The organism is Acinetobacter sp. 24-47-67 (assembly GCF_056779735.1).
In genome coordinates, this window is sequence record NZ_JBWYIK010000009.1 from 64,045 (window position 1) to 86,111 (window position 22,067).

Here is a 22,067-nt window from a genome sequence, read left to right on the forward strand (position 1 = left end):
ATGAATTTAATTGATAATGCTGCTGTCTCAGCGCATTTGTCTCATGTGCGTATTGTCATGGTGAATACTACCCTGCCTGCGAATATCGGTAGCGCACTTAGAGCAATGAAAACCATGGGGCTTTCAAAATTGGTTTTAGTTGCACCTAAAACTTATCCTCATCCTGATATTGATGCACTTGCAGCCGGTGCAACCGATTTAATTGATCAAATTCAGATTGTAGAAACGCTTGAAGAAGCCATCGCAGATTGTCATTTAGTCTTTGGTACAAGTGCTCGTAGCCGAACTATTCCATGGCCTTTATTAGATGCTCGACCTGCTGCTGATAAATCGATGCAAGCGGTGATCAAAGAACAACAAGAAATTGCCGTAATATTTGGGCGTGAAGATCGCGGATTAACCAATGAAGAGTTGGCCTTGACGAATTACCATGTGACCATCCCTGTGAATACAGACTATGGGGTACTCAATGTCGCTCAAGCCATTCAAATTATTTGCTATGAAATGCGAATGGCGACCACGGCTCTCATGGAACAAGTTGAAGATCCTCAAGCAGTTATGAAAGTGACTGATGAAGATTCTATGCATTGGGATGAGCCGTTGGTAACACATCAACAGATGGAACAATTTTATCCTCATTTTGAAAAAATGTTGCACGAAATCGAGTTTTTAGACCCAGAAAACCCACGATTATTGCCTTTACGCTTGCGTCGCTTATTCGGACGTATACAATTAGATCGTATGGAGTACCATCTACTTAGAGGTATTTTCAGTCGTGTTCAGGCATTGAACAATGGCACATGGAAAAAGTCAGATTCTAAAGAGAAATCAAAAGATGCTTAAACAGCTTAAAGAAGATATTCAAGCTGTGTTTGCCCGCGATCCTGCGGCGCGCAACACATTTGAAGTTTTAACCACTTATCCAGGAATTCACGCACTGATTATGCATCGTGTTGCGCATGAGCTTTGGAAAAAAGAGTGTAAAACTTCAGCCCGCATGCTGTCTTCTTTTAGTCGTTTTGCAACTGGTATCGAAATTCACCCAGGTGCCAAAATTGGCAAACGTTTTTTTATTGATCACGGTATGGGTGTGGTCATTGGGGAAACAGCTGAAATTGGTGATGATGTGACGCTCTATCATGGCGTGACATTAGGTGGCACCACTTGGAATAAAGGCAAACGTCACCCAACTTTAGAAGATGGTGTAGTCGTTGGCGCAGGTGCGAAAATTTTAGGACCATTTACCGTGCATAAGAATGCGAAGGTGGGTTCGAATGCTGTGGTCACCAAAGAAGTCCCTGAAGGTGCTACTGCCGTAGGTAACCCAGCGCGATTTATTATTAAAAATCAGCAAAAAGATTTGGACAAAGAATCCGAACGACGCAATTATGCAGAAAGCATCGGTTTTCAGCCTTATGCGACAACCCAAGATCAATCAGATCCTATGTTAGAAGGTATGCGAGTATTATTGGATCGTATACAGCACAATGAAAAGCGCATGAACACTCTATGTCAGCGACTTTCATTACTTGATCCAACATTTAATAACGCTCAAAGTAATGGACAACCATTTAGTGCTGAAGAGTTAAAAATTATTGACGAAGTTCGTCGTGAGTGCGAAGCTCAAACTGCACAATCAAAAGCTTAATGTATAAGTTTGACTAAGTTAGGTGAATCTGAGTTGCATGTTGTTTCGTCTTTTCATAGACTCAGATACAACCTGAACTAGAATTTAAAAACATAATATTGGAAGAAAATATGACGATTAAGCCCCTTATTGCCACCATGATCGCTGTTTCATTATTGAGTGCTTGTAGCTCTCCAGCAGTAAAAAAACAATCTAAAACAAACGATCCAATCGTCTTTTCTGAGCCTGATTTAAGTGCGCCATTTTATGCATTAAATCCTTTTAATTATAGCCAACCACCAGTATTCGAGCTTGAACTAAAAAAAGCTACTGCTGCACCACTTCAAAAACTTGAGGTGACTGATCCAAATAATCCAAACAGAAAGATGATCCTCGACCAAAACAAATTAATCGTACCGACTGTGAATAGTTCACAACGTGCGATGAAATACACGGTTTTAGCGGGTCAAAATGAAATCGATATTACAGAAATTGATGACTTCCTCCAGATGGTTGAAGGTAAAGCACGTCACTATCCTCCTCGCTTTACAGATCGTCAAGAACGTCGCGGTTTTGAAGCTAAATTACGTGAAGTTTCAGCTCAACTAGATACTTTAGCAGCGAAAGATAACGCGTCATTCGATATCCTAATTCGTGCATTTAAAGCAAGTATATTGGGTCGTAACCTTGATCTTGGTTCTGCTTACACCACTAAATCTTTAAAATATGCACAACAAATCCTTAAGATCAACAAAGAAGACGCTGAAGCGAACTTCTGGTTTGGTTTCTCTTTGTCTGAAGGTGGTGGTCAAAAAGAAGCTATTCCATATATCGATAAGGCCATCAAAGCGGGTGTTCAAGAAGCTTATCTCGTAGCTGTTAATAACTACCTCGCATTGAGCCAAAAGAAAAATGCAATCACAACTTTAAAAAATTACAAAGTGAAATATCCTGAAGAAACTGAAGTTGCTGACCGCTTGATTCAAGAAATTGAGAAACAAGGTCGTTACAATGTTTGGCAAATTTTAAACAATCCAGCGAAATCATAATCTTATTTCATAAAAAAATAGACTGATCATTCAGTCTATTTTTTTTGGAGCTTATTTTTATATCCAAAAAAATAACGTATGCTCAGCGTTAATGATTCATGCTGACAGTTGAAAATATGTTTATGATGAACAATAAATACATTGGCGCCCTACTGATCACAACACCACTATTTATGACAGGTTGCCAAGTCGTCAGTGTAAAAAATCAAGCGCTTAATGTCTCGATCGCGAATGAACGAGATAGCATATTAACGCGTAAAAAAATGAGTGAAGCGAGTCTGAATGTTCTCTCAATGACAGGCAGTGAGGCTGAAAGTTGTTCTAATGATCCCGATAAATGTGTATCTGATCTAAAAAAAATTAAACAAATTCAAGATGAACAACTTTATTCAACTGCAAGTGAAGCATATTTGACACGGGCATTAGCCCTCAGTAATTCTTCTGCTTGTAATACCAGTTTAATTAATAAATATCAGTCAGAAGAAAAGAAAAAAATTCATCAAGAAAACTATAGTCAATGTCTTGACCAACAGTTAGCAATGCTTGATAAAAGTATTCGTTATAGTTATGCCTATCTATTCAAGACAAAACGCCAACCAAGCGACCGTATTTTCGATAATAGACAAGTTCAAATACGAGATTTCTACAATCAAGCCTTGGCGAAAATGGTGATGACCTATGGTATGCGCTATACGGGTGAAAAAGTTCCCAAACAAATAAAAATTGGTGAAAGCATTTATACCATCAACTATGACCATTACCCTCAGATTGCGAATCAAAAATTAGATAGCCTGCTTTCAAGCTACAATCTCAATTTTAGTGGCTTGCGTTCGATTAACCGTCGGGATGGTTTCGGTGCGGAATTTGTCGCAACGCTTCCAGCGCCAGAGCGAAATAGCGATTCAGGTAAATATATTGTAGATCCATTAAATCACGCTTATAAAAATGGTCGTAATCCTAACATTCATCCACCACGTTATCTTTCAGTCACGATGACCGCTGAGCCTGCGCGTCAAAGTAATGTAGAGAATATTCTGAATGAACCGCATTTCACCCTGAATATTTATGATCCTTATGGATTAGATCAATTAAAAGTAGGTGGAAAAGTTTATCCTTTAGCTGCGAATTACTCTGCACCTTATGGTTTGTGGCTTGCCGAAAATAACTTAGGTGCTGCTGCATATTTGAGTTTGATTGATCGTGACAATACAATCACAATGCCCCATCTCTTTATGCTCGAACCCTATAATCCAAACAAAAAAATTATTGTTTTGGTGCATGGACTTGCAAGCAGTCCAGAAGCTTGGATTGCATTAACCAATGACATTATGGGAGATAATGTTCTAAGAGAGCATTATCAAGTTTGGCAAGTATTTTACTCAACCAATATGCCAATTTTAGAAAGTCGCTTTCAGGTGAATGCGATCATTCAACAAGCATTTAATTCACTTGATCAATCTACGGCGTCAGCTAAAGATGCAGTTCTGATTGGACATAGTATGGGTGGTATTATTTCAAGATTATTGGTGAGCCAAGCTGATTTAACACAACCTGCATTGTCTCAATTAAAAAATTCTCAAATTAGCCGTTTTAAGAATGAACCTTTATTTAAAGCTCGTTTACAAATCAAACCTGTGCCACAATTTAATCGTGCTATTTTCTTAGCAGCACCGCATAGAGGCACAGATTATGCTGATCGTTGGTTTACACGAGCTGCTCGTAAAGTGATCAAATTGCCAGGTGCATTTTTGGGTGCATTTGCTGAATCGCTCTCAGATAAAGATATTAATATTAAACATTTTGTCAAAGACTTAGGTCATGGATTGATTCAAAATGGTCCGAGTGATCTGAGTCACAACTCTCCTTTCACCAAATTAACCTCACCTGTGACGCCAATTAAAGGATTTAAATTTCACTCCATCATGGGGAATGTGACTGAGAGTAAAGATCCTACTGTTATGTCAGATGGGATCGTGCCTTATCAGAGTGCGCATCTTAAAGGGGCACAATCTGAGATTATTATCAAAGGTGGTCACTCAATTCAGGAAACGCCTGAAGCTGTTTTGGAATTAAGACGAATCCTAAGACTTCATTTGACAGAGCTTGGAATTGCCAAATAACGATTTCCTTTAGCTTTTATCAGCCGATGTATCAAAGATGCATCGGCTTTTTGTTTTTATAGTCCCAAAGGACGACTTTTGAATCCCACTCATATTTTTAACTACCTTCTCCATAAAATATTTGAGAAAAAATGGATAACGATTAGAACAAACTGGATAGCCTGACTCCCTTAATCACTGTTCAATAGATTCAAAGATAAATGAAATCAAGTGATATAAGGAGTTAGACCATGGGATCTCGTAGCAGCATCGAATGGCATGATTTTATTGAAGGATGTATCGATTTTCGACCAGAGGATGGCGTCTATCGTATCGCACGTGACATGTTTACTGAACCAGAACTTTTTGATCTAGAGATGGAAATGATCTTTGAAAAGGTGTGGATCTACGCGTGTCATGAAAGTGAAATTCCAAAACCAAATGACTTTGTCACTGTTCAAATTGGTCGCCAACCGCTCATCATTAACCGTGATGGTCAAGGTAATTTAAATGCAATGGTCAATGCCTGCGAGCACCGTGGTGCTACATTGACCCGAGTTGCTAAAGGTAATCAATCCACATTTACCTGCCCGTTCCATGCTTGGTGTTACAAATCGGATGGTCGCCTCGTAAAAGTTAAAGCTCCTGGTGAGTATTGTGATGACTTTGATAAATCATCACGAGGTCTAAAAAAAGCACGTATTGCAAGTTATAAAGGATTTGTCTTCGTTAGTTTAGATACAACAGCTACAGACACCTTAGAAGATTATTTAGGTGATACACGTGTTTTCCTTGATCTTATGGTTGAACAATCACCTACAGGTGAATTAGAAGTTTTACCGGGTAAATCAGCATATACCTTTGCTGGAAACTGGAAGCTACAAAATGAAAATGGTGTAGATGGCTACCACGTAAGTACTGTTCACTATAACTATGTCTCTACAGTTCAATATCGTCAGCAACTGAATGCACAAAAAGGGACAGGACCAAAGGACACACTTGATTACAGTAAATTAGGTGCTGGTGATGACACAACTGATGATGGTTGGTTCTCATTTAAAAATGGTCATAACGTTTTGTTTAGTGACATGCCTAACCCAACTGTACGTCCTGGTTACGCAACTGTGATGCCATATCTGGTTGAAAAATATGGTCAAAAACGTGCTGAATGGGCAATGCATCGTCTCAGAAACTTGAACTTATACCCAAGCCTTTTCTTTATGGATCAAATCAGTTCGCAACTTCGTATTATTCGTCCAGTTGCGTGGAATAAAACTGAAGTCATTAGCCAGTGTATTGGTGTTAAAGGTGAGTCGGCTGAAGCACGTCGTAACCGTATTCGTCAATTCGAAGATTTCTTCAACGTATCGGGCTTAGGCACACCTGACGATTTAGTCGAATTCCGTGAACAACAGCGTGGTTTCCAAGCTCGTTTAGAACGCTGGAGTGACATTTCGCGCGGTTATCACAAGTGGAATTATGGCGACAGCCCGAATGCTCAAACATTAGGGATCAAACCAGTCATCACGGGTACTGAAATCACTCAAGAAGGTTTATATGTCAATCAACACCAAGTTTGGCGCGATCTCATGTTAAAAGGCTTAAAAAATAAAGCACTTAAACTCACTGAAGATACTTCTGAACCACACGAATGCCCTGCATCACAAGCGACAACTGAGGAGGCTTAATCATGACACAAGCTCTTGTACATCAAGTTTCTCAATTTTTATATGAAAAATCTGCGCTTTGTGACAACTATGAATGGGACGCATATCTAGAACTCTATGACGAAGACAGCGAATACCACATTCCACAATGGATTAGTGACCATGAATACGTCACTGATCCAAACCAAGGGCTTTCATATATCTATTATGAAAACCGTGCTGGCCTTGAAGATCGCGTATTCCGTATAGGAACTGGTAAAGCTGCATCAGCTACGCCCCTTCCGCGTCTCATGCATGCGATTCACAACATCCGTGTAAAAACACTTGAAGACGGATTATTAGAAGTTAAAGCGGGTTGGTCGACATTCTATAACCGCCAAGGTTTAGAAGGCTATTTTTACGGGCATGTCACTTATATCCTTCGTCAACATGAAGACACTTTCCGCATTCGTAAACAGCACACCATTTTGTTGAATGACAAAATTGATTCTGTGCTCGACTTCTATCACGTTTAAGGAGTAAAAGAATGAGTCATTCTGTTGCACTCAACTTTGCAGATGGTAAAACGTTCTTTATCTCTGTGAATAATGATGAGCTTTTACTTGATGCTGCGTTCCGTCAAGGTATCACATTGCCTTTAGACTGCCGTGAAGGCGTTTGCGCAACCTGTCAAGGGCAATGTGAAAGTGGCAATTACACTCAAGATTATGTCGATGAAGAAGCATTAACCGAACGTGATCTGGCAGAGCGTAAAATTTTAGCTTGTCAAACACGAGTGCAATCGAATGCTGCATTCTATTTCGATCATGACTCAAGTTTCTGTAATGCTGGTGAAACACTTCAACTCGAAACCAAAGTGACTCACGTAGAATTAGTCTCTGAAACTACGGCAATCATTCATGTAGATGCCAGTCAACATACGCAGAAAATTGATTATTTACCGGGTCAATATGCTCGATTAAAAATTCCTGGTGCAAATGATTGGCGTTCTTATTCCTTTGCCAATTTACCCAATGAAGGTAATCAATTACAGTTTTTAATTCGCTTACTCCCGCAAGGTCTCATGAGTGACTATCTGCGAGATCGAGCAAAAGTTGGGGATACAATTTTACTCGAAGCACCTTTAGGAAGTTTTTATCTTCGCGAAGTGGAAAAAGAAAAGCCATTAGTCTTTGTCGCAGGAGGTACTGGATTGTCAGCATTTTTAGGAATGCTAGATCAAATTGTGAAACAACCTCAAATTCCACCAGTACATCTGTATTATGGTGTAAACAAAGAGCAAGATTTGTGTGAACAAGAAAGGTTAAAAGCATACTCAGCTAAGATTCCACACTTTGAGTATCATCCCGTAATCGGACAACCTTCTAATGATTGGACTGGAAAAAAAGGATTTATCCACGAACATTTAGATCAATCGCAATTAAGCGAATCAGCATTCGATATGTATTTGTGTGGTCCGCCACCAATGATCGATGCTGTCAAAAATTGGTTAGCTGATCACCAGATAGACAACGGACGTGTTTACAGTGAGAAGTTTATTCAAAGTCATAGCTCAAGATAATTAAATGAGCTGATGACAATCACTAAGGACTATCGTTAATATTCTTTGCAAACGATAGTCCTTTTTTGTTCTAACGTTTGAATATATGGAAATTTTAAATGCAAAAAATAATTGTAAATGACGTTATTGATCGGGAAAAAATGTCCCCTTTACAATGGACAGTTTTCTTTCTGGGGTTTTTGGTTTTTTTCTGTGATGGATTAGACACTGGCATCTTAGGCTTTATTGCACCAGCATTGTTAGATGATTGGGGGATTTCAAAACCAGATCTAGCACCTGTGCTCAGTGCGGCCTTAGTAGGCATGTCGATCGGCGCTATTATCTCAGGACCATTATCAGATAAATTTGGACGCAAGGGTGTCATCGTAATGACGACTTTGTTGTTTTCAATTTTCACCATCATGTGTGGATTTGCTTCTAACACACAAGAACTTATGATCTATCGTTTTATTACAGGGGTCGGACTTGGTGCGGCTATGCCGAATATCAGCACAATGGTATCCGAATACATGCCTCTAAAACGTAAAGCATTCCTGACCGGATTAGCAGGTTGCGGATTTATGTTAGGGATCTCAAGTGGCGGTGTCTTATCTGCGTTCTTATTAGAGAATCAAGGGTGGGCAAATGTCATTATTATCGGCGGTGTAATCCCACTGATTGTATTGGTATTTTTGATTACCAAGTTACCTGAATCACCTCAATACCTCATCAAACAAAATCGTCAAGAAAAAGCAAAACCAATTCTTGAGAAGATTCACGGTCAAACATTTGATCAAAGTACTGTATTTGTTCTACCTGAAGCAGAAGTATTAGATCCTAAACAAAGCCCTGTTAAAATTTTGTTTAGCAAATACTTTTGGGGTTCAGCAATGCTTTGGCTGTGTTGCTTTACCAGCCTAATGGTATTTTATCTGTTAACCAGCTGGATGCCAACTATTCTTAAAACCGCTGGATTCACAACAGAACAGTTTAGTTTAATTGCAGCGATTTTCCCATTCGGCGGTGTAATAGGCGCATGCTTTATGGGGTGGTATATGGATAAAGTTAATCCAAATACTGTGATTAAATATTCTTATCTCGCAGCATTTGTATTGTTCTTCGTTGCAGCATTCGTAAGCCAAAGTATTGTTTTACTCGGTATTGCAATTTTCTTAATTGGCGCATTATTAGTGGGTGCTCAATCATCACTACTTCCATTAACAGCACTGTTCTACCCTTCAGTGTGCCGCGGTGTAGGTGTTTCATGGATGCATGGTATTGGTCGTATCGGTGCGATCTTAGGTGCGTTCTACGGATCACTGATTTTTACTTTTGAATTATCTCTTGCAGGTATTTTCTATGTCCTAGCAATTCCGACATTTATTTCGTTTATTGCGCTCGCATTAAAAGGACTAAAACAACCTGAATCAGCTAATACATCAACTGCTGAAGTGACGCAGTAATTTAAACTCAGTCATTAAAAGCCCCGATAAAGGGGCTTTTTTTTAAACCATAATTTTAAGAGTTTCACTCGGGAGAACCCCATATTTGGCTTTGTATTCTTGAGAAAATCGTCCTAAATGTCTGAATCCCCAGTCATAAGCCAATCTTGAAATGGAAATATTTGCATTTTTCTGCAGCAAAGCATGATGAATCTGTTCAAGTCTATAGTTTTTTAAATAATCCATAGGACTCATATGCAGCGCTTGTTGAAACTCACGGTATAAAGTCGATTTTGAAGTTCCCGATATCATGACTAAATCTGATGCATCCAACTCTTGATCAGCAAAACGATGGATAAACTCTCTGACCACCATGACTGGCTTCGGAAGCTGATACTCTTGGAGCGATCTTAATTCATTGGAATAATTATTCTGCTGGGTTAAAAGCAAAGCCTTAATCAAAAAACTTTCATAATCTTGAGAAAGCAGATTTAAACCATCAAAACGAGAATAATCTTGCCTGAGCGATAAACATTGTTGAATATTATTCCACCACAATCTTAGGAAGTTATCTTCACTAAATGGCATATCTGGCTCAAAAATCACCCGCTCTTTAACAGGTTTAGAAAGCAAATTGGAAAGTACAGATTTGACACTTTCTTCAGGAATCACCACTTGAAATTTTTTACAATTACGGTGAATGATGAGTTCTTGCTGATCCTGACTAGAAACAATGATTCCATTATTACTATGTGATAAATGAGTTTCTCCATTCATACGCAATGTTTGCTGTCCATGAATAGGCAAACTGATACTGTATGCACCTAGCTGCTGAATTTGAATAGATACATCTGTGCCATAACTGATACAGCCAATTGCCATTTTTTTACTCGGCAAGCGTATACCTGAATAATGAAAATCAAGCTGATCTTTACGAGCAGTTTCTAATTGATGTGAACCACAAATAAGGCTCATTAATCGTTGAGCAACATTCAATTCACGCGATGCGTGACTAAGATCCTTATGTTGGCTGAGTGTGATCATCCTGTTCACCTAGCTATTTTGAATCATGATAAATACTATAAAACATTTTTAATAATAATGTCGAAATAAAGTCTCTTCGCTTCGACTAAATATTTAAATATATTTTTGAACACAGATTAGTAAATTAAAAAATACTAATTTGGTATCTTATATTACTTAATAGGTATTTTAATTTTTTATTATTTTTCATTAACTTATATAAAATTACAATGATAAAAAATTCGATTTTATTTGACATTCAGCGATTATAGAGATAGATTTTTAAATAACGTCCTAAGGATAGGACTGATATAAATAAATGTAATTTTTTTCAATTACCACTATAGCTATTAAATTTTAAAATTATTATTTCTGGTCTGAATATTGCTTCATTTATTTATATCGTAAATCTCATTCCATGATATCAATTTAACACTACTGTCATGGTACGGACTACTAATGAGCCACAAGGATTCACAATGAACCAGCTTCATTCCTCTCAGCTAACTGGGCAAAATTTTAGTAATGAATCAATTTTCAACAGTCAAAACTTGGTCTTCAATCAAGCAGATTTGAGCGAAACTTGTAAAAATGTAGGGCAAATTTTTAAGCCTCATGCTCTAAAAGTGTTAAAATCAGCTAAAAAATTTAGTGCAAGCATGCATCATGTTCAAACTGGGGCTCTTTCTATCAGCCGCTTGGAATATGGCGCAGATGTATTGATCGAACCAGATCAACTTGAAAAGTTTTATCTTATTCAGATTCCTACTCGAGGCTATGCAGAAATTGAATTTGGTCAAGATAAATTTATTTCATACTCAGAAGTAGCGTCAATTATCTCACCTGACCAATCACTCAGAATGCGCTGGCGTGCTCACTCCCCTCAACTCATTCTCAAAATTTCAAAAGATGATTTTGCACATCATTGTCAGCAACATATCGTGAAATCTGAACAAAAAAATGTAATTTTTAATCCTCGACTTGATTTTACCACTCAATCTGGTGGTTATTTTCTGCAACTTTTGAGAACCATGATGGATGCACTTAAATGTGAGCATCATCCTCTCCACCACCCACTTGCATTTAAGCAGTTTGAATCAAATCTATTTAATGCGCTTATTTATGGACAACCAAATAATGCTTTTTTTAAAGCAAATTCTCATCATGAGAAAAAATTAGCGCCCTACTTTATCAAACGTGCTGAAGCATACATTCACCACCACTTACATGAACCACTCAACATAGAAGTCTTGGCGGAACAATCAGGTGTAAGTGCACGAACACTCTTTGCAGGATTCAAAAACCATTTTGGCATTACCCCTATGGCATATTTACGTGAGCTTCGTTTTGAACAAGCTCATCTTGAACTGATGAATAATGAACATGCCACGGTCACTGATGTTGCATTTAAGTGGGGCTTTACTCATTTAGGTCGTTTTTCACAAGAGTACAAACGTCGTTATGGCGAGCTGCCATCATCAACGCGTAAGATTACACAAAATTCACTCTTCTCTTAATTTTATGTCTGTCAATAAAAAAGCCTGTGAAATCACAGGCTTTTTTGATTAGAAATGATGAATGTATCGAATTTGGAATCGATCGCCTTCAGTTCTATTTTTTGCATCATGCTCAAAATATGCATTTGCGATGACATGATTTTTTGGCGAGTGACTATACATAAGTCCAGGTCCAACTGCCCACACACTTTCTTTGCGACCATCGACTTTTACACCATCGACTTTAGTATCGGTAAGCTGTTTTAAATAGTACCCACTTAAACCCAATCGAATCTGATCATGTACAGCATATTCAGATGCTAGGTTAATGTGTACTGCTTGCCCCGCTTGGATGTCATCAGCAGCACCAAAACCATAAGTTGGATCATCATTTTTAAAATTATACAAATAATGAGCGCGTGTTGAAGCTGTCCATTTCGGATTGAACCAATACGTTGCAGCCCAATATGGATTGAAGGATAATGCATTATTACCCGGATTAATATCACGGTTTTGCTGATATTCCCCTGTTGGCAAATTTATCTGTAATTCTATTCGATGGACAAATTTTGGTCCCTGTTCACCCATGACTGGATCAAACTGGAGAAATGGACCAATCATCAAATCTCCAAATCCACTTTTAGCTTTTAAGGCTTGATTATTTAAACCATCGTCAACACTGATTTTACTTAAATAAGGGATAAGTAAATTCAGACCTAGACTTGAATGAGCAGTCGGTTTATAGGTCGACATGTAACTTAATTGCTCGACAATCACTTGATAATTTAAATCTGTTTTGGGCAGCGGAAGCTTTTGTCCACTCGTATCTCTCAACTTATCACTGTCATAATGTTGAAAATACGTTTGCGAATACCAACCAGGTCCAGCTGGTAGTCCACCATCTAGAAAGCTGGTCATACCCAAATTCACAGTCGGTAAATCATAAGCAAAAACATGTGATGAATTTGCTGTAGTAAACAAGGTTAAAGTACTTAATATAATTTTATTTTTCATGTGTATTTCCCATAAAAAACCACGATTGTTCATCGTGGTTTTTAAAGCAATGATTAAAGGTCTGGATGGCTCGCTGCAATTTGATAACGACCAGCATGAAACACTAAGGGCTCACCAGCAGTTTGTTGATATTTTTGAATTTCACCGATAAAAATCAAGTGATCGCCACCTTCGTATTGCTGTACATTTTTACAGACAAGTGTAGCAAGTGCTTCGTTCAGTAATGGAACACCTGTATCACATTCACCATGATCAACTGTGGCAAACTTATCTTGTGCACCACGGGCAAAATGGGTAGAAAGCTGATGCTGCTCCTTCGTTAACATATGAACTGCAAAGTGCTCAGCTGCAACAAAATCGGGCAAACTTGGTGCTGTTTTCGACAAGCTCCACAACACAAGCGGTGGATCTAATGACAACGAAGAAAATGAATTGGCTGTCATACCCACTTTTCGTCCATCCGTTCCACGTGTGGTGATTACGGTAACACCTGTGGCAAACTGACCAAGAAGATTACGAATCTCGCGAGGATTACTGATGTCAATCTCTTGCAGATTAATTTTATCTAATACATCCATTTTTAACACCTCAGTTCCATCAAGCCACTTGAGAAACTTGATCTGTTTCTAATAATTCTTTCGCTGCGTTTTCGTCAAACCACCACGGTGAAAAGTTACGTGGATCATCAAAATTATTAACGATCTGAGAAGCTAAATTGTGATTTTGAGAGGCTGCACCTAGTAGCTCAACAACATGAGGTCGAGGTGGAACCAATAAACTATTTGTCCAGCTCACGACTTTTTCAGCATATGACCAATATTTCTCAAACGTTGACTCCATCCAATCTTCAGTAAACGCTTGATTACCGTGTGCTAAGATCGCATCGAAATAAACCTTGCTACACTTAGCTGCATTATTTGATCCTTGACCTGTGATTGGATCATTCACCACCAATGCATCTGCCATACCAAATATTTTTTTACCAGAAGCCAATGTCATGACAGGTTTACGTACTGTTGGCGGGAATCGTCCTGCTAAATATCCTCCATGATCTGTCAGCGTCACGTCTTGACAACGCTCATATTCCCACGGCAAATGTTGTTTCAGAATTTCTAAGCTTTTATTTAAATGTTCTTCTGGTGTTTTAACTTCAGCCCAGCAATCCATAGGACCATTAGGAATCCCTTCAAAAACCATAATGTCACATGGACCATTTACTGTAAGCGCAGGAAAACAAAAATACTCACCCACCCCAGGAATAATATTAAAGCTCACTCTCGAGTATGGCGAAATTGGCTTCATTCCATTCACATAAGTCAAAGCCAATGCACGCTGAGGTTTGTCAAAAGTGCTACGTTCTGCGTCACGTACAAACTCTTTAACCACTTCACCTTTACCCGCAGCCAAGAGCACTAATTCATACTCGTCAGCCAAATGTTCTAATTCGTTTAGACCGACGTCTTGGAGAACAAACTTGCCTCCACGGCGCTGAAACTCTTCAAGCCAATAAGGCATCTTGACACGTTGATCAACAGATTGAGCATAACGCTCTAATCGCGCACTCCATTTAAATGCTCTTTCACCACTTGCTGGATCAACCAAAGCAAAACTAATACCTTCTACCGCTGGACAATGCTCTTCCCAAAAATTTAGTCCTAAATCACGCTCAGTCTGTAACGCAGTATGGAACATACATTGACTAGACATGACTTTACCTTGACGAATCTCATCAGGAGTTTTATTCGATAAAATCGTGATGTCATATCCCTTATCCAGCAGTCCTAATCCAAGTTGAAGTCCTGACTGACCTGCACCAACAATTGCAATTTTTCTCATCTTTATTCTCCAATATTTAATTTATTCTGCTAAACGTGGTATTGCGGGTTGATTCGTTTCAGGCCCCATGACTGAATACCCACCATCTACCGCATAGTCTGCGCCAGTCACAAAACTTGCAGCATCCGACAATAAGAATGTCACTACATTTGCCACTTCTGCCGGATTACCCAAACGTCCCAAGAGATGATAATCACTTGCTACAGCATCAGCTTTCGCACGATTTTGTCCACTCACTTCAGAAATCACTCTCGACCAAGTCCAACCTGGTGAAACTGAGTTGACACGGATATCATCTGGCGCAAAATCCATTGCCATCGATTTGGTCAGTTGTAAAATTGCCGCTTTAGAAACTGGATATAACCAACGTCCCGTTTGAGCACATTGCGCTGAAATCGAGGTGAAATTCACCACTGACCCTTTATTTTTTTGCAAATCTTCATATACGGCACGCGTTAGCTCAACAATAGACACCAAATTGATATCTAATGCTTTTAACCAATCTGATCGTGGTGATTTGAAACCATCATCAAGATAGGTACATGCCAAGTTCACTAAATAACTGACTTCACCTAGATGATTTCTAATGCTGTTCACCGCTTCATGAATTGCGATGTCTGAAGTTAGATCAGTTTGTATAAACATCACTTCATAAGGATGTTGCGCAGCTATGGTTTTTCCGTAGTCATCAATGTCTAAAATGGCAACTTTAGCCCCTAAATTCACGAGACTTTGAACCACAGCCTGTCCAATCAACGTTGATCCACCACTGACAATGGCAACTTTATCTTTAATATTTAATTCCATTTTTTGCCCCATATATTTTGATTATTCGATTGGCTTACCAGTACTCGACTCCCAACTTGGCATCAAGCCATTTGAAGGAATATCTTCATCTAAAAGTTTTTTCGCTGTTTCTACACCTGCAACAGGCAATCCTTCTGGATTAAGTAATCCGATTTGGACAAGTACAGAAGCTTGATCCCAATAAATATGTTCGTGACAAAGTTTTGGACCTCTAAACTGAATGACCCCCAACATTGGAATTTCGACATATTTTCCAGTCGGTTTTACACCTGGTAATAACCAATCAATTTCAGTGTCGTGAGTGAAACTCATGATGAATTCATCCACAACCTGAGTAGATCCCACAGTTCTAGAAATTGAGGTGATTTTCATATCTTGAGGGTTTTGATGTACAAAATGATATCGATAGAATCGCGCTAACTGGCTATATCCCACACCACCTGTCAATGTTGGAATGTGATTCACATACGGTTGAGCGACCATCGTTGCCATGGTTGCTGGTACATCGCGCGTGTCGAACTCATGTCTGATATGCTCTTCCCACAATGCAACTAAGTCATAGTGAGGGCCAACCGTTTCATGCAATGCTGTTACGGTACGTTCATGGGCAAATCGCGCCGATGGTTTGTGATAATGATCGCTGTTCGGTCGTGCAAATGCGTGATCAACACCTTCATAAACATAAGCATGAATATGTTTAAATTGTGCGCATGCTTCAGTAATTTGATTTCGCGCTTCATCTGGACAGAATTGATCAAGTTCAGCCATGTGTAACACAAGCTTACCCTTCACATTCGAGAGTTCATCGAGCGCTTTTTCAATGCCTACACCATAGTAAGCAACCGAACACGCTAAGTTATCAATACGGCATGCAGCCAAATATGCAAGTTTTCCACCAAGACAGTATCCGACCACTGACTGACCCGTAGTCGTGTCACACGCATCTAAAGTTGATAAAAAATCTAAACTTTCACGAATATCATTTACACCCTGATCTTCATCATATTGCTGATAAAGTTGAAAAGCTTTTTCAAAATCCTCAGGTGTATAACCTAGCTCAATGTTTGGTGCAGTACGCCAAAATAGATCAGGGACTAAAACGGTATAGCCTTCCTCTGCGAGAAAGTCAGCTTTTGCTCGCATCGCTGCATTGATACCAAATATTTCATGGCACAATACAATCCCTGGACCTTTATTCGCTTCTGGGACTGCCAAATATCCTGAATAGCGATTCCCTGATTTGGTAGTGATCTCAATCGTTTGACCTGTCATTTTTTCTTCCCTAAGACATCGAATATGATCTGATCATGAAATGAAATGCGATAACAAACTGTCCAAAAGATGCGGAGACTATCCAGAGACTGCTGATTCTTTACACAAAGAATTTGCATAAATGGATATCGAATTTAATTATTCAATGAACGAAATTGAGTCGTTGGTTATAATATTGGTTCGACTCATTTATCTTTTGCTAAAAATAGATCTTATAATCGATTTACGCATTTTTTCTCATGCTAAGCTTGAGCAGTACTTCTTCGTTTCAAAATTTAACTACAGGTTTTTTTCACAGATGACTTTAGATCAATCCAATATCGATCTTTCAACATTGACGCCAATGATGCAGCAATACATGACGGTGAAATTACAGCATCCGCATTCGTTAATGTTCTATCGTATGGGTGATTTCTACGAGTTATTTTTTGATGATGCGCATAAAGCCGCCAAAATTTTAGGGATTACGTTAACCCACCGTGGTAAAGCGAATGGACAACCGATACCGATGGCTGGGGTTCCTTATCATGCAGCAGAAGGATACTTAGCGCGTTTAGTTAAAAAAGGTGAAACCGTTGTTATTTGTGAACAACTTGGGGAAGTCACTGGTAAAGGACCTGTCGAACGTGGTGTAGTCAGAATTATTACACCGGGGACATTGACAGACGACGCATTGCTGAATGCCCATCAGAGTTCAAATTTAGTATCCATCTGTATTAAATCTGATGAAATTGGTATCGCCCTATTAGATCTCAGTGCAGGTATTTTTAAAGTCCAACAACAAAGTTTTCAAGCTGAACAACTTCCTCTGGAACTTGCGCGTCTTATGCCAAGTGAAGTTTTGATTGATGAAGATTTCAAGCATCCAGAAGTGGTTGAACAGATTAAGCAAATTCTTGATTGTCCCGTTACTAACCGCCCAAATGTAGACTTCAATCTGAATAATGCGCAAAAAACTTTATGTGATCAATTTGCCGTAAGTACTTTATCTGGCTTTGGAATTGAACATCTTGAGTTAGCGAAAGCAGCCGCGGCAGCTTTAATTCATTATGCTAAAGATACCCAAAAGACAGCGTTGCCACATATTCGTTCAATTCGACTTGAACAAAGCTCCGATTTTATCGCTCTTGATCCTGTAACGCGACGGAATCTAGAGATTATTGATCCTTTGTTTGAGCATGGCACTTCATTATTTGATTTGACCAACCAATGCCAAACGGCTATGGGTAGCCGACTGCTGAGTCGAACCTTGATGCAACCGATTCGTGATACTGCATTGTTAGATCAGCGTTTAGATGCGATACAAACCATATTATCTGGCTATCATGAAGCTCCGATTCGTCTGGTATTAAAAGAAATCAGTGATATCGAACGCGTACTCAGCCGTGTGGCATTAGGAAGTGCACGACCGCGTGATTTGGTTCAACTACGTCAAGCCTGTGCTCAGATTCCGTATTTACGCCATGCATTAGCACCAATGACCTCAACACAGCAATCCACTTTAATCAATCAACTGAATGAGGAATTGGGTGACTTTAATGGTTTACATCATCGCCTCATGTCAGCCATTGTGGAAAACCCTCCTGTTCTACTCAGAGATGGCAATGTCATTGCAAATGGTTTCGATCATGAGTTAGATGAACTCCGTCAAATACGCGATCATGCAGGACAATTTTTAATTGATTTAGAGATCAAAGAAAGAGAAACAACAGGTATAAACACACTAAAAATCGGTTATAACCGAGTGAGTGGGTATTATATTGAATTAACCAGAGCGCAAGCAGAACAAGCTCCTGCCCATTATATTCGTCGTCAAACATTAAAAAATGCTGAACGTTATATCACCCCTGAGTTGAAGTCTTTCGAAGATAAAGTGCTTTCAAGCGAATCACGTGCATTGGCTCGTGAAAAACTTTTGTTTGAAATGTTATTGGATGAATTACGTCAAGATATTGCCAATCTTCAAATGATGGCGAGCGCTATTGCTCAACTGGATGTACTGACAAACTTCGCACATCTATCAAGATTATATAATTGGAATCGTCCGGAATTTAGCCCTGAAATTGGAATACACATTCAAGCAGGACGCCATCCCGTTGTTGAATCACTGATTAAAACGCCTTACACCCCAAATGATACTTATTTAGATGTACAGCATCGTATGTCGATTATTACAGGCCCAAATATGGGTGGTAAATCCACATTCATGCGTCAGACGGCGTTAATTACGCTCTTGGCATATTGCGGTAGTTTCGTACCAGCGAAATCTGCCAAATTGGGACCTATTGATCGGATCTTTACGCGTATCGGTTCAGCAGACGATCTTTCTTCTGGCAAATCTACATTTATGGTGGAAATGACGGAAACTTCTCAAATTTTACATCATGCCACTCAACAATCTTTGGTATTGATGGACGAAGTAGGTCGTGGCACAAGCACTTATGATGGTTTGTCATTAGCTTGGGCTTGTGTTCTTGATCTGACGCATCGCATTAAATGTTTATGTCTTTTTGCAACGCACTATTTTGAATTAACAGAATTAGGCATGGATCCGTGTATTGATAATTATCATGTCACTGCGCAAGAAGTGAATGGTCATCTCATCTTATTGCATAAGGTTCAAAAAGGTCCTGCAAGTCAAAGTCATGGTTTACAGGTCGCTAAACTAGCAGGTATTCCTCAAAACGTGATTAAAGAGGCTCAAGCTAAACTTAAAAAACTAGAGAAACTCCAACTGCAAACCCAACCTGTGCAAAAAGATTTGTTCTCTCAAGATTTATTTTCAAATAGTGAACCTGTAGAAAAAATTATTGAAGTTGAAAAAGTGGTTGAAATTCATCAACCTTCTCAAGTTGAACAACTTCTTTCAGAAATTATTGTAGATGACTTAAGTCCAAGACAGGCTTTAGACCAACTCTACCAACTCAAACAATTACTCCAAAAATCTTAGTTCAAGCACACTCAATCAATAAGCCAGCGATCTGCTGGCTTTTTTTAATCATGATTTTTGAAAATCAGAGGCAGAATGCCTGAGAATTTGCAAATTAGTATGATCTCATCATAAATATTACTGATTTAGTAGCATCCCCTATATTAAATATCAAGAAAAGGAATTGTTAGTTTCGTTCAATTTGCCTAAAATACAGCATTCGTTATTAGAACCATATTTTTTAGGTAGCTGACGCCATGACCTTTGTTGTCACTGAAAATTGTATTAAATGTAAGTATCAAGACTGTGTAGAAGTTTGCCCAGTTGACTGTTTCTATGAAGGTCCAAACTTTCTAGTCATTAATCCAGATGAGTGTATTGACTGCGCGTTATGTGAGCCTGAATGCCCTGCAAATGCCATTTTCTCGGAAGATGAACTACCTGAAGGTCAAGAAGTCTTTATCGAACTCAATGCTGAACTTGCAGAAAAATGGCCAAATATTACTCAGATTGGTGATCAACCAGCTGACCGTGAAGAATGGAATGGCAAACCAAACAAATTGCAATATTTAGAAAAATAATCCAATGAGAGATCAGCTTCGGCTGATCTTTTTTATACCCAATTGGTACATTTATTTGCAATTTATACGCATTCTTGATAATCAATTAGCATAAAATAGAAACTTATTTGCTTTAGTAAAATTTATTTATAATGAAATTAATTTTGAAGGGCTTGTGCTCAATCAGTGTAATATCGTTGATATTGATTGGATGTACGTCCTCCCCTCAAAAAGGACGAACAATCGTCACCAATGATGGTCAACGCATATATATTCCACAAGAAAAAATAACCTATGAACGTCCAGCGCGACCAAAAGTCATGCCGAATTCTTATCGTGTTTGGCTGATGCAAGGTAATAACCAAGCTCAAGCACGAGAATATGAACAATACTTAGAACGTAATAATGTTGGCAATATTATCCCAAGTTTTGAATTATTTAAATCAGCACGTGCTTGGCAGAAATGTGGTAAATCTGAATATATGGTTCCAAACCGTGAGCTATGGTCGAATCAGTTACCAACACTGAAAGTATTTAAATATCTCGTTGCAGCAAGGATTTTAACTGATTTTGAGGTTACATCTGTATATCGTGACCTTCCATTAAATCAGTGTGCTGGTGGCGCAGGTTCGTCTCGACACTTGTATAACTCAGCCATTGATTTCAGAATCGGTCCTGAATTTCCTCAGGCTGAAGATTATGCATTCATCGAAAATTCTAAATTTAAATTGTGCCAATTTTGGCAAAATTATGGTCAAAGCTTAAATATGGGCTTAGGTTTGTATGCGACTGGTCAAATACATATTGATACTCAAGGTTACCGAACTTGGGGACCCGATCTGACTCGAAATACATCTTTATGCCATTACTAATTTTAGATGATCACATTTAATTAAGAGGTCTTTGACCTCTTTTTTTTTGACTGATTTTTCAGCATCAAAGCATCAGAAATTTGCACATTCACTCGAAACGATTACAATGCACTGAACTCCCTACAGGTACTCAGTTATGCAACAACAATGGTCAGATATTGATGCTTATATTGAATCTCATCTGATGCCAGAAGATCCAATTTTAACTCAGACTCTACAAAATACAGCTGATAAGGGTTTTCCTGACCATCTAGCAGTTGCTGCTAACCAAGGCATGTTATTACAAATGTTGATTCAAATGAATCAGTGTAAGCGTGTGTTAGAGCTTGGAACCTTTGCGGCTTATAGCACCATGTGGCTAGCAAGAGCTCTTCCTGAGGATGGATATATTCTCACGATCGAGGGTCGTGATACACATGCAGCACTCGGTCAAGAAAATATCGACAATGCGAAATTAAAGCAAACGGTTGAATTAAAAGTTGGTCGCGCTGCGGATATTCTCAAATCTTTACCTGAAAATTTTGAGCCATTTGACTTTATATTTATTGATGCTGATAAACAAAGTTACCCAGAGTATTTAGAACTATCACTTAAATTTTCACGCTCAGGTACCATTATTTTTTTAGATAATGTGATTCGCGCTGGTGATATTTTGGATGAAAAAAATGTCAAACCAAGCATCGAAGGTATTCGTGAAATGTACCGCCTCATGCAGAATCATCCTCGACTACTGTCGAGTACAGCATTACAGACCGTCGGCAGTAAAGGACATGATGGTTTTGCACTGGCGATTGTCAAATAAATCTTAATAGCAGTCATTAGTATCACTTAAAG

19 protein-coding genes are annotated in these 22,067 nt (G+C 38.8%); 13 read left to right on the plus strand and 6 right to left on the minus strand.

The genetic code is table 11. From position 1 onward, the window contains the following. The 8 genes from AC1M9K_RS11205 (at position 1) to AC1M9K_RS11240 (ending at position 9,445) form a co-directional block, all read left to right on the plus strand. A complete protein-coding gene (locus AC1M9K_RS11205) occupies positions 1 to 843 on the plus strand; it encodes an RNA methyltransferase (RefSeq protein ID WP_481589308.1) in 843 nt (280 codons plus the stop codon). After that, positions 836 to 1,648 (plus strand): serine O-acetyltransferase, encoded by an 813-nt coding sequence (gene cysE / locus AC1M9K_RS11210; RefSeq protein WP_035266113.1) that lies wholly within the window; start codon positions 836 to 838, stop codon positions 1,646 to 1,648. The genes AC1M9K_RS11205 and cysE overlap by 8 nt, the downstream gene beginning before the upstream one ends. Before the next feature lie 110 nt (positions 1,649 to 1,758). Next, positions 1,759 to 2,676, plus strand: a complete 918-nt coding sequence (locus tag AC1M9K_RS11215) for an ABUW_2363 family tetratricopeptide repeat lipoprotein (RefSeq protein ID WP_481589309.1) — start codon at positions 1,759 to 1,761, stop codon at positions 2,674 to 2,676. A gap of 116 nt (positions 2,677 to 2,792) precedes the next feature. Then, positions 2,793 to 4,796, plus strand: a complete 2,004-nt coding sequence (locus AC1M9K_RS11220; RefSeq protein WP_481589342.1) for an esterase/lipase family protein — start codon at positions 2,793 to 2,795, stop codon at positions 4,794 to 4,796. A 230-nt stretch (positions 4,797 to 5,026) separates the two neighbouring features. Further along, entirely contained in the window at positions 5,027 to 6,463 is a 1,437-nt protein-coding gene (antA, locus tag AC1M9K_RS11225; RefSeq protein WP_035266117.1) for an anthranilate 1,2-dioxygenase large subunit, read from the plus strand. 2 nt (positions 6,464 to 6,465) lie between these two features. Further along, positions 6,466 to 6,957 carry an anthranilate 1,2-dioxygenase small subunit gene (gene antB / locus AC1M9K_RS11230; protein ID WP_035266119.1) on the plus strand — a complete coding sequence of 164 codons (492 nt, stop codon included), beginning with the start codon at positions 6,466 to 6,468 and terminating at the stop codon, positions 6,955 to 6,957. A gap of 11 nt (positions 6,958 to 6,968) precedes the next feature. Then, positions 6,969 to 8,003, plus strand: coding sequence for an anthranilate 1,2-dioxygenase electron transfer component AntC (gene antC / locus AC1M9K_RS11235; RefSeq protein WP_180028207.1), 1,035 nt, complete (start codon positions 6,969 to 6,971; stop codon positions 8,001 to 8,003). 98 nt (positions 8,004 to 8,101) lie between these two features. Continuing rightward, entirely contained in the window at positions 8,102 to 9,445 is a 1,344-nt protein-coding gene (locus tag AC1M9K_RS11240) for an MFS transporter (protein ID WP_481589310.1), read from the plus strand. A gap of 42 nt (positions 9,446 to 9,487) precedes the next feature. Here the strand turns inward: AC1M9K_RS11240 and AC1M9K_RS11245 are convergent, their stop codons facing one another. After that, positions 9,488 to 10,468 carry an AraC family transcriptional regulator gene (locus AC1M9K_RS11245; protein WP_481589311.1) on the minus strand — a complete coding sequence of 327 codons (981 nt, stop codon included), beginning with the start codon at positions 10,466 to 10,468 and terminating at the stop codon, positions 9,488 to 9,490. Between the two features lie 458 nt (positions 10,469 to 10,926). Between AC1M9K_RS11245 and AC1M9K_RS11250 the strand changes: the two genes are divergently transcribed. Then, positions 10,927 to 11,964, plus strand: a complete 1,038-nt coding sequence (locus AC1M9K_RS11250) for an AraC family transcriptional regulator (protein WP_481589312.1) — start codon at positions 10,927 to 10,929, stop codon at positions 11,962 to 11,964. A gap of 48 nt (positions 11,965 to 12,012) precedes the next feature. On the opposite strand, the gene AC1M9K_RS11255 is transcribed toward AC1M9K_RS11250, so the two are convergent. From AC1M9K_RS11255 to AC1M9K_RS11275, 5 genes are read right to left on the minus strand one after another with little or no spacing between them, the layout of a single operon-like run. Beyond that, positions 12,013 to 12,957 (minus strand): SphA family protein, encoded by a 945-nt coding sequence (locus tag AC1M9K_RS11255; protein ID WP_481589313.1) that lies wholly within the window; start codon positions 12,955 to 12,957, stop codon positions 12,013 to 12,015. Positions 12,958 to 13,010: 53 nt separating this feature from the next. Beyond that, positions 13,011 to 13,535 carry a flavin reductase family protein gene (locus tag AC1M9K_RS11260; RefSeq protein ID WP_180028210.1) on the minus strand — a complete coding sequence of 175 codons (525 nt, stop codon included), beginning with the start codon at positions 13,533 to 13,535 and terminating at the stop codon, positions 13,011 to 13,013. A 19-nt stretch (positions 13,536 to 13,554) separates the two neighbouring features. Further along, entirely contained in the window at positions 13,555 to 14,793 is a 1,239-nt protein-coding gene (locus AC1M9K_RS11265; protein WP_092767736.1) for a styrene monooxygenase/indole monooxygenase family protein, read from the minus strand. Positions 14,794 to 14,814: 21 nt separating this feature from the next. Then, positions 14,815 to 15,600 carry an SDR family oxidoreductase gene (locus tag AC1M9K_RS11270; RefSeq protein WP_481589314.1) on the minus strand — a complete coding sequence of 262 codons (786 nt, stop codon included), beginning with the start codon at positions 15,598 to 15,600 and terminating at the stop codon, positions 14,815 to 14,817. Between the two features lie 21 nt (positions 15,601 to 15,621). Beyond that, positions 15,622 to 16,872, minus strand: coding sequence for a dienelactone hydrolase family protein (locus tag AC1M9K_RS11275; RefSeq protein ID WP_481589315.1), 1,251 nt, complete (start codon positions 16,870 to 16,872; stop codon positions 15,622 to 15,624). 298 nt (positions 16,873 to 17,170) lie between these two features. Here AC1M9K_RS11275 and mutS point away from each other — a divergent pair, with 298 nt between their 5' ends. From mutS to AC1M9K_RS11295, 4 genes are all read left to right on the plus strand, one after another. Beyond that, complete coding sequence (gene mutS, locus AC1M9K_RS11280) at positions 17,171 to 19,822, plus strand: DNA mismatch repair protein MutS (RefSeq protein WP_481589316.1); 2,652 nt, start codon at positions 17,171 to 17,173, stop codon at positions 19,820 to 19,822. Positions 19,823 to 20,058: 236 nt separating this feature from the next. Further along, complete coding sequence (fdxA, locus tag AC1M9K_RS11285) at positions 20,059 to 20,382, plus strand: ferredoxin FdxA (protein WP_035266386.1); 324 nt, start codon at positions 20,059 to 20,061, stop codon at positions 20,380 to 20,382. A 131-nt stretch (positions 20,383 to 20,513) separates the two neighbouring features. Continuing rightward, positions 20,514 to 21,233: a peptidase M15 gene (locus AC1M9K_RS11290; protein WP_481589317.1), complete on the plus strand. Its 720-nt coding sequence runs from the start codon at positions 20,514 to 20,516 to the stop codon at positions 21,231 to 21,233. Positions 21,234 to 21,369: 136 nt separating this feature from the next. Continuing rightward, positions 21,370 to 22,035, plus strand: a complete 666-nt coding sequence (locus AC1M9K_RS11295; protein WP_035266381.1) for an O-methyltransferase — start codon at positions 21,370 to 21,372, stop codon at positions 22,033 to 22,035. Positions 22,036 to 22,067 lie beyond the last annotated feature (32 nt).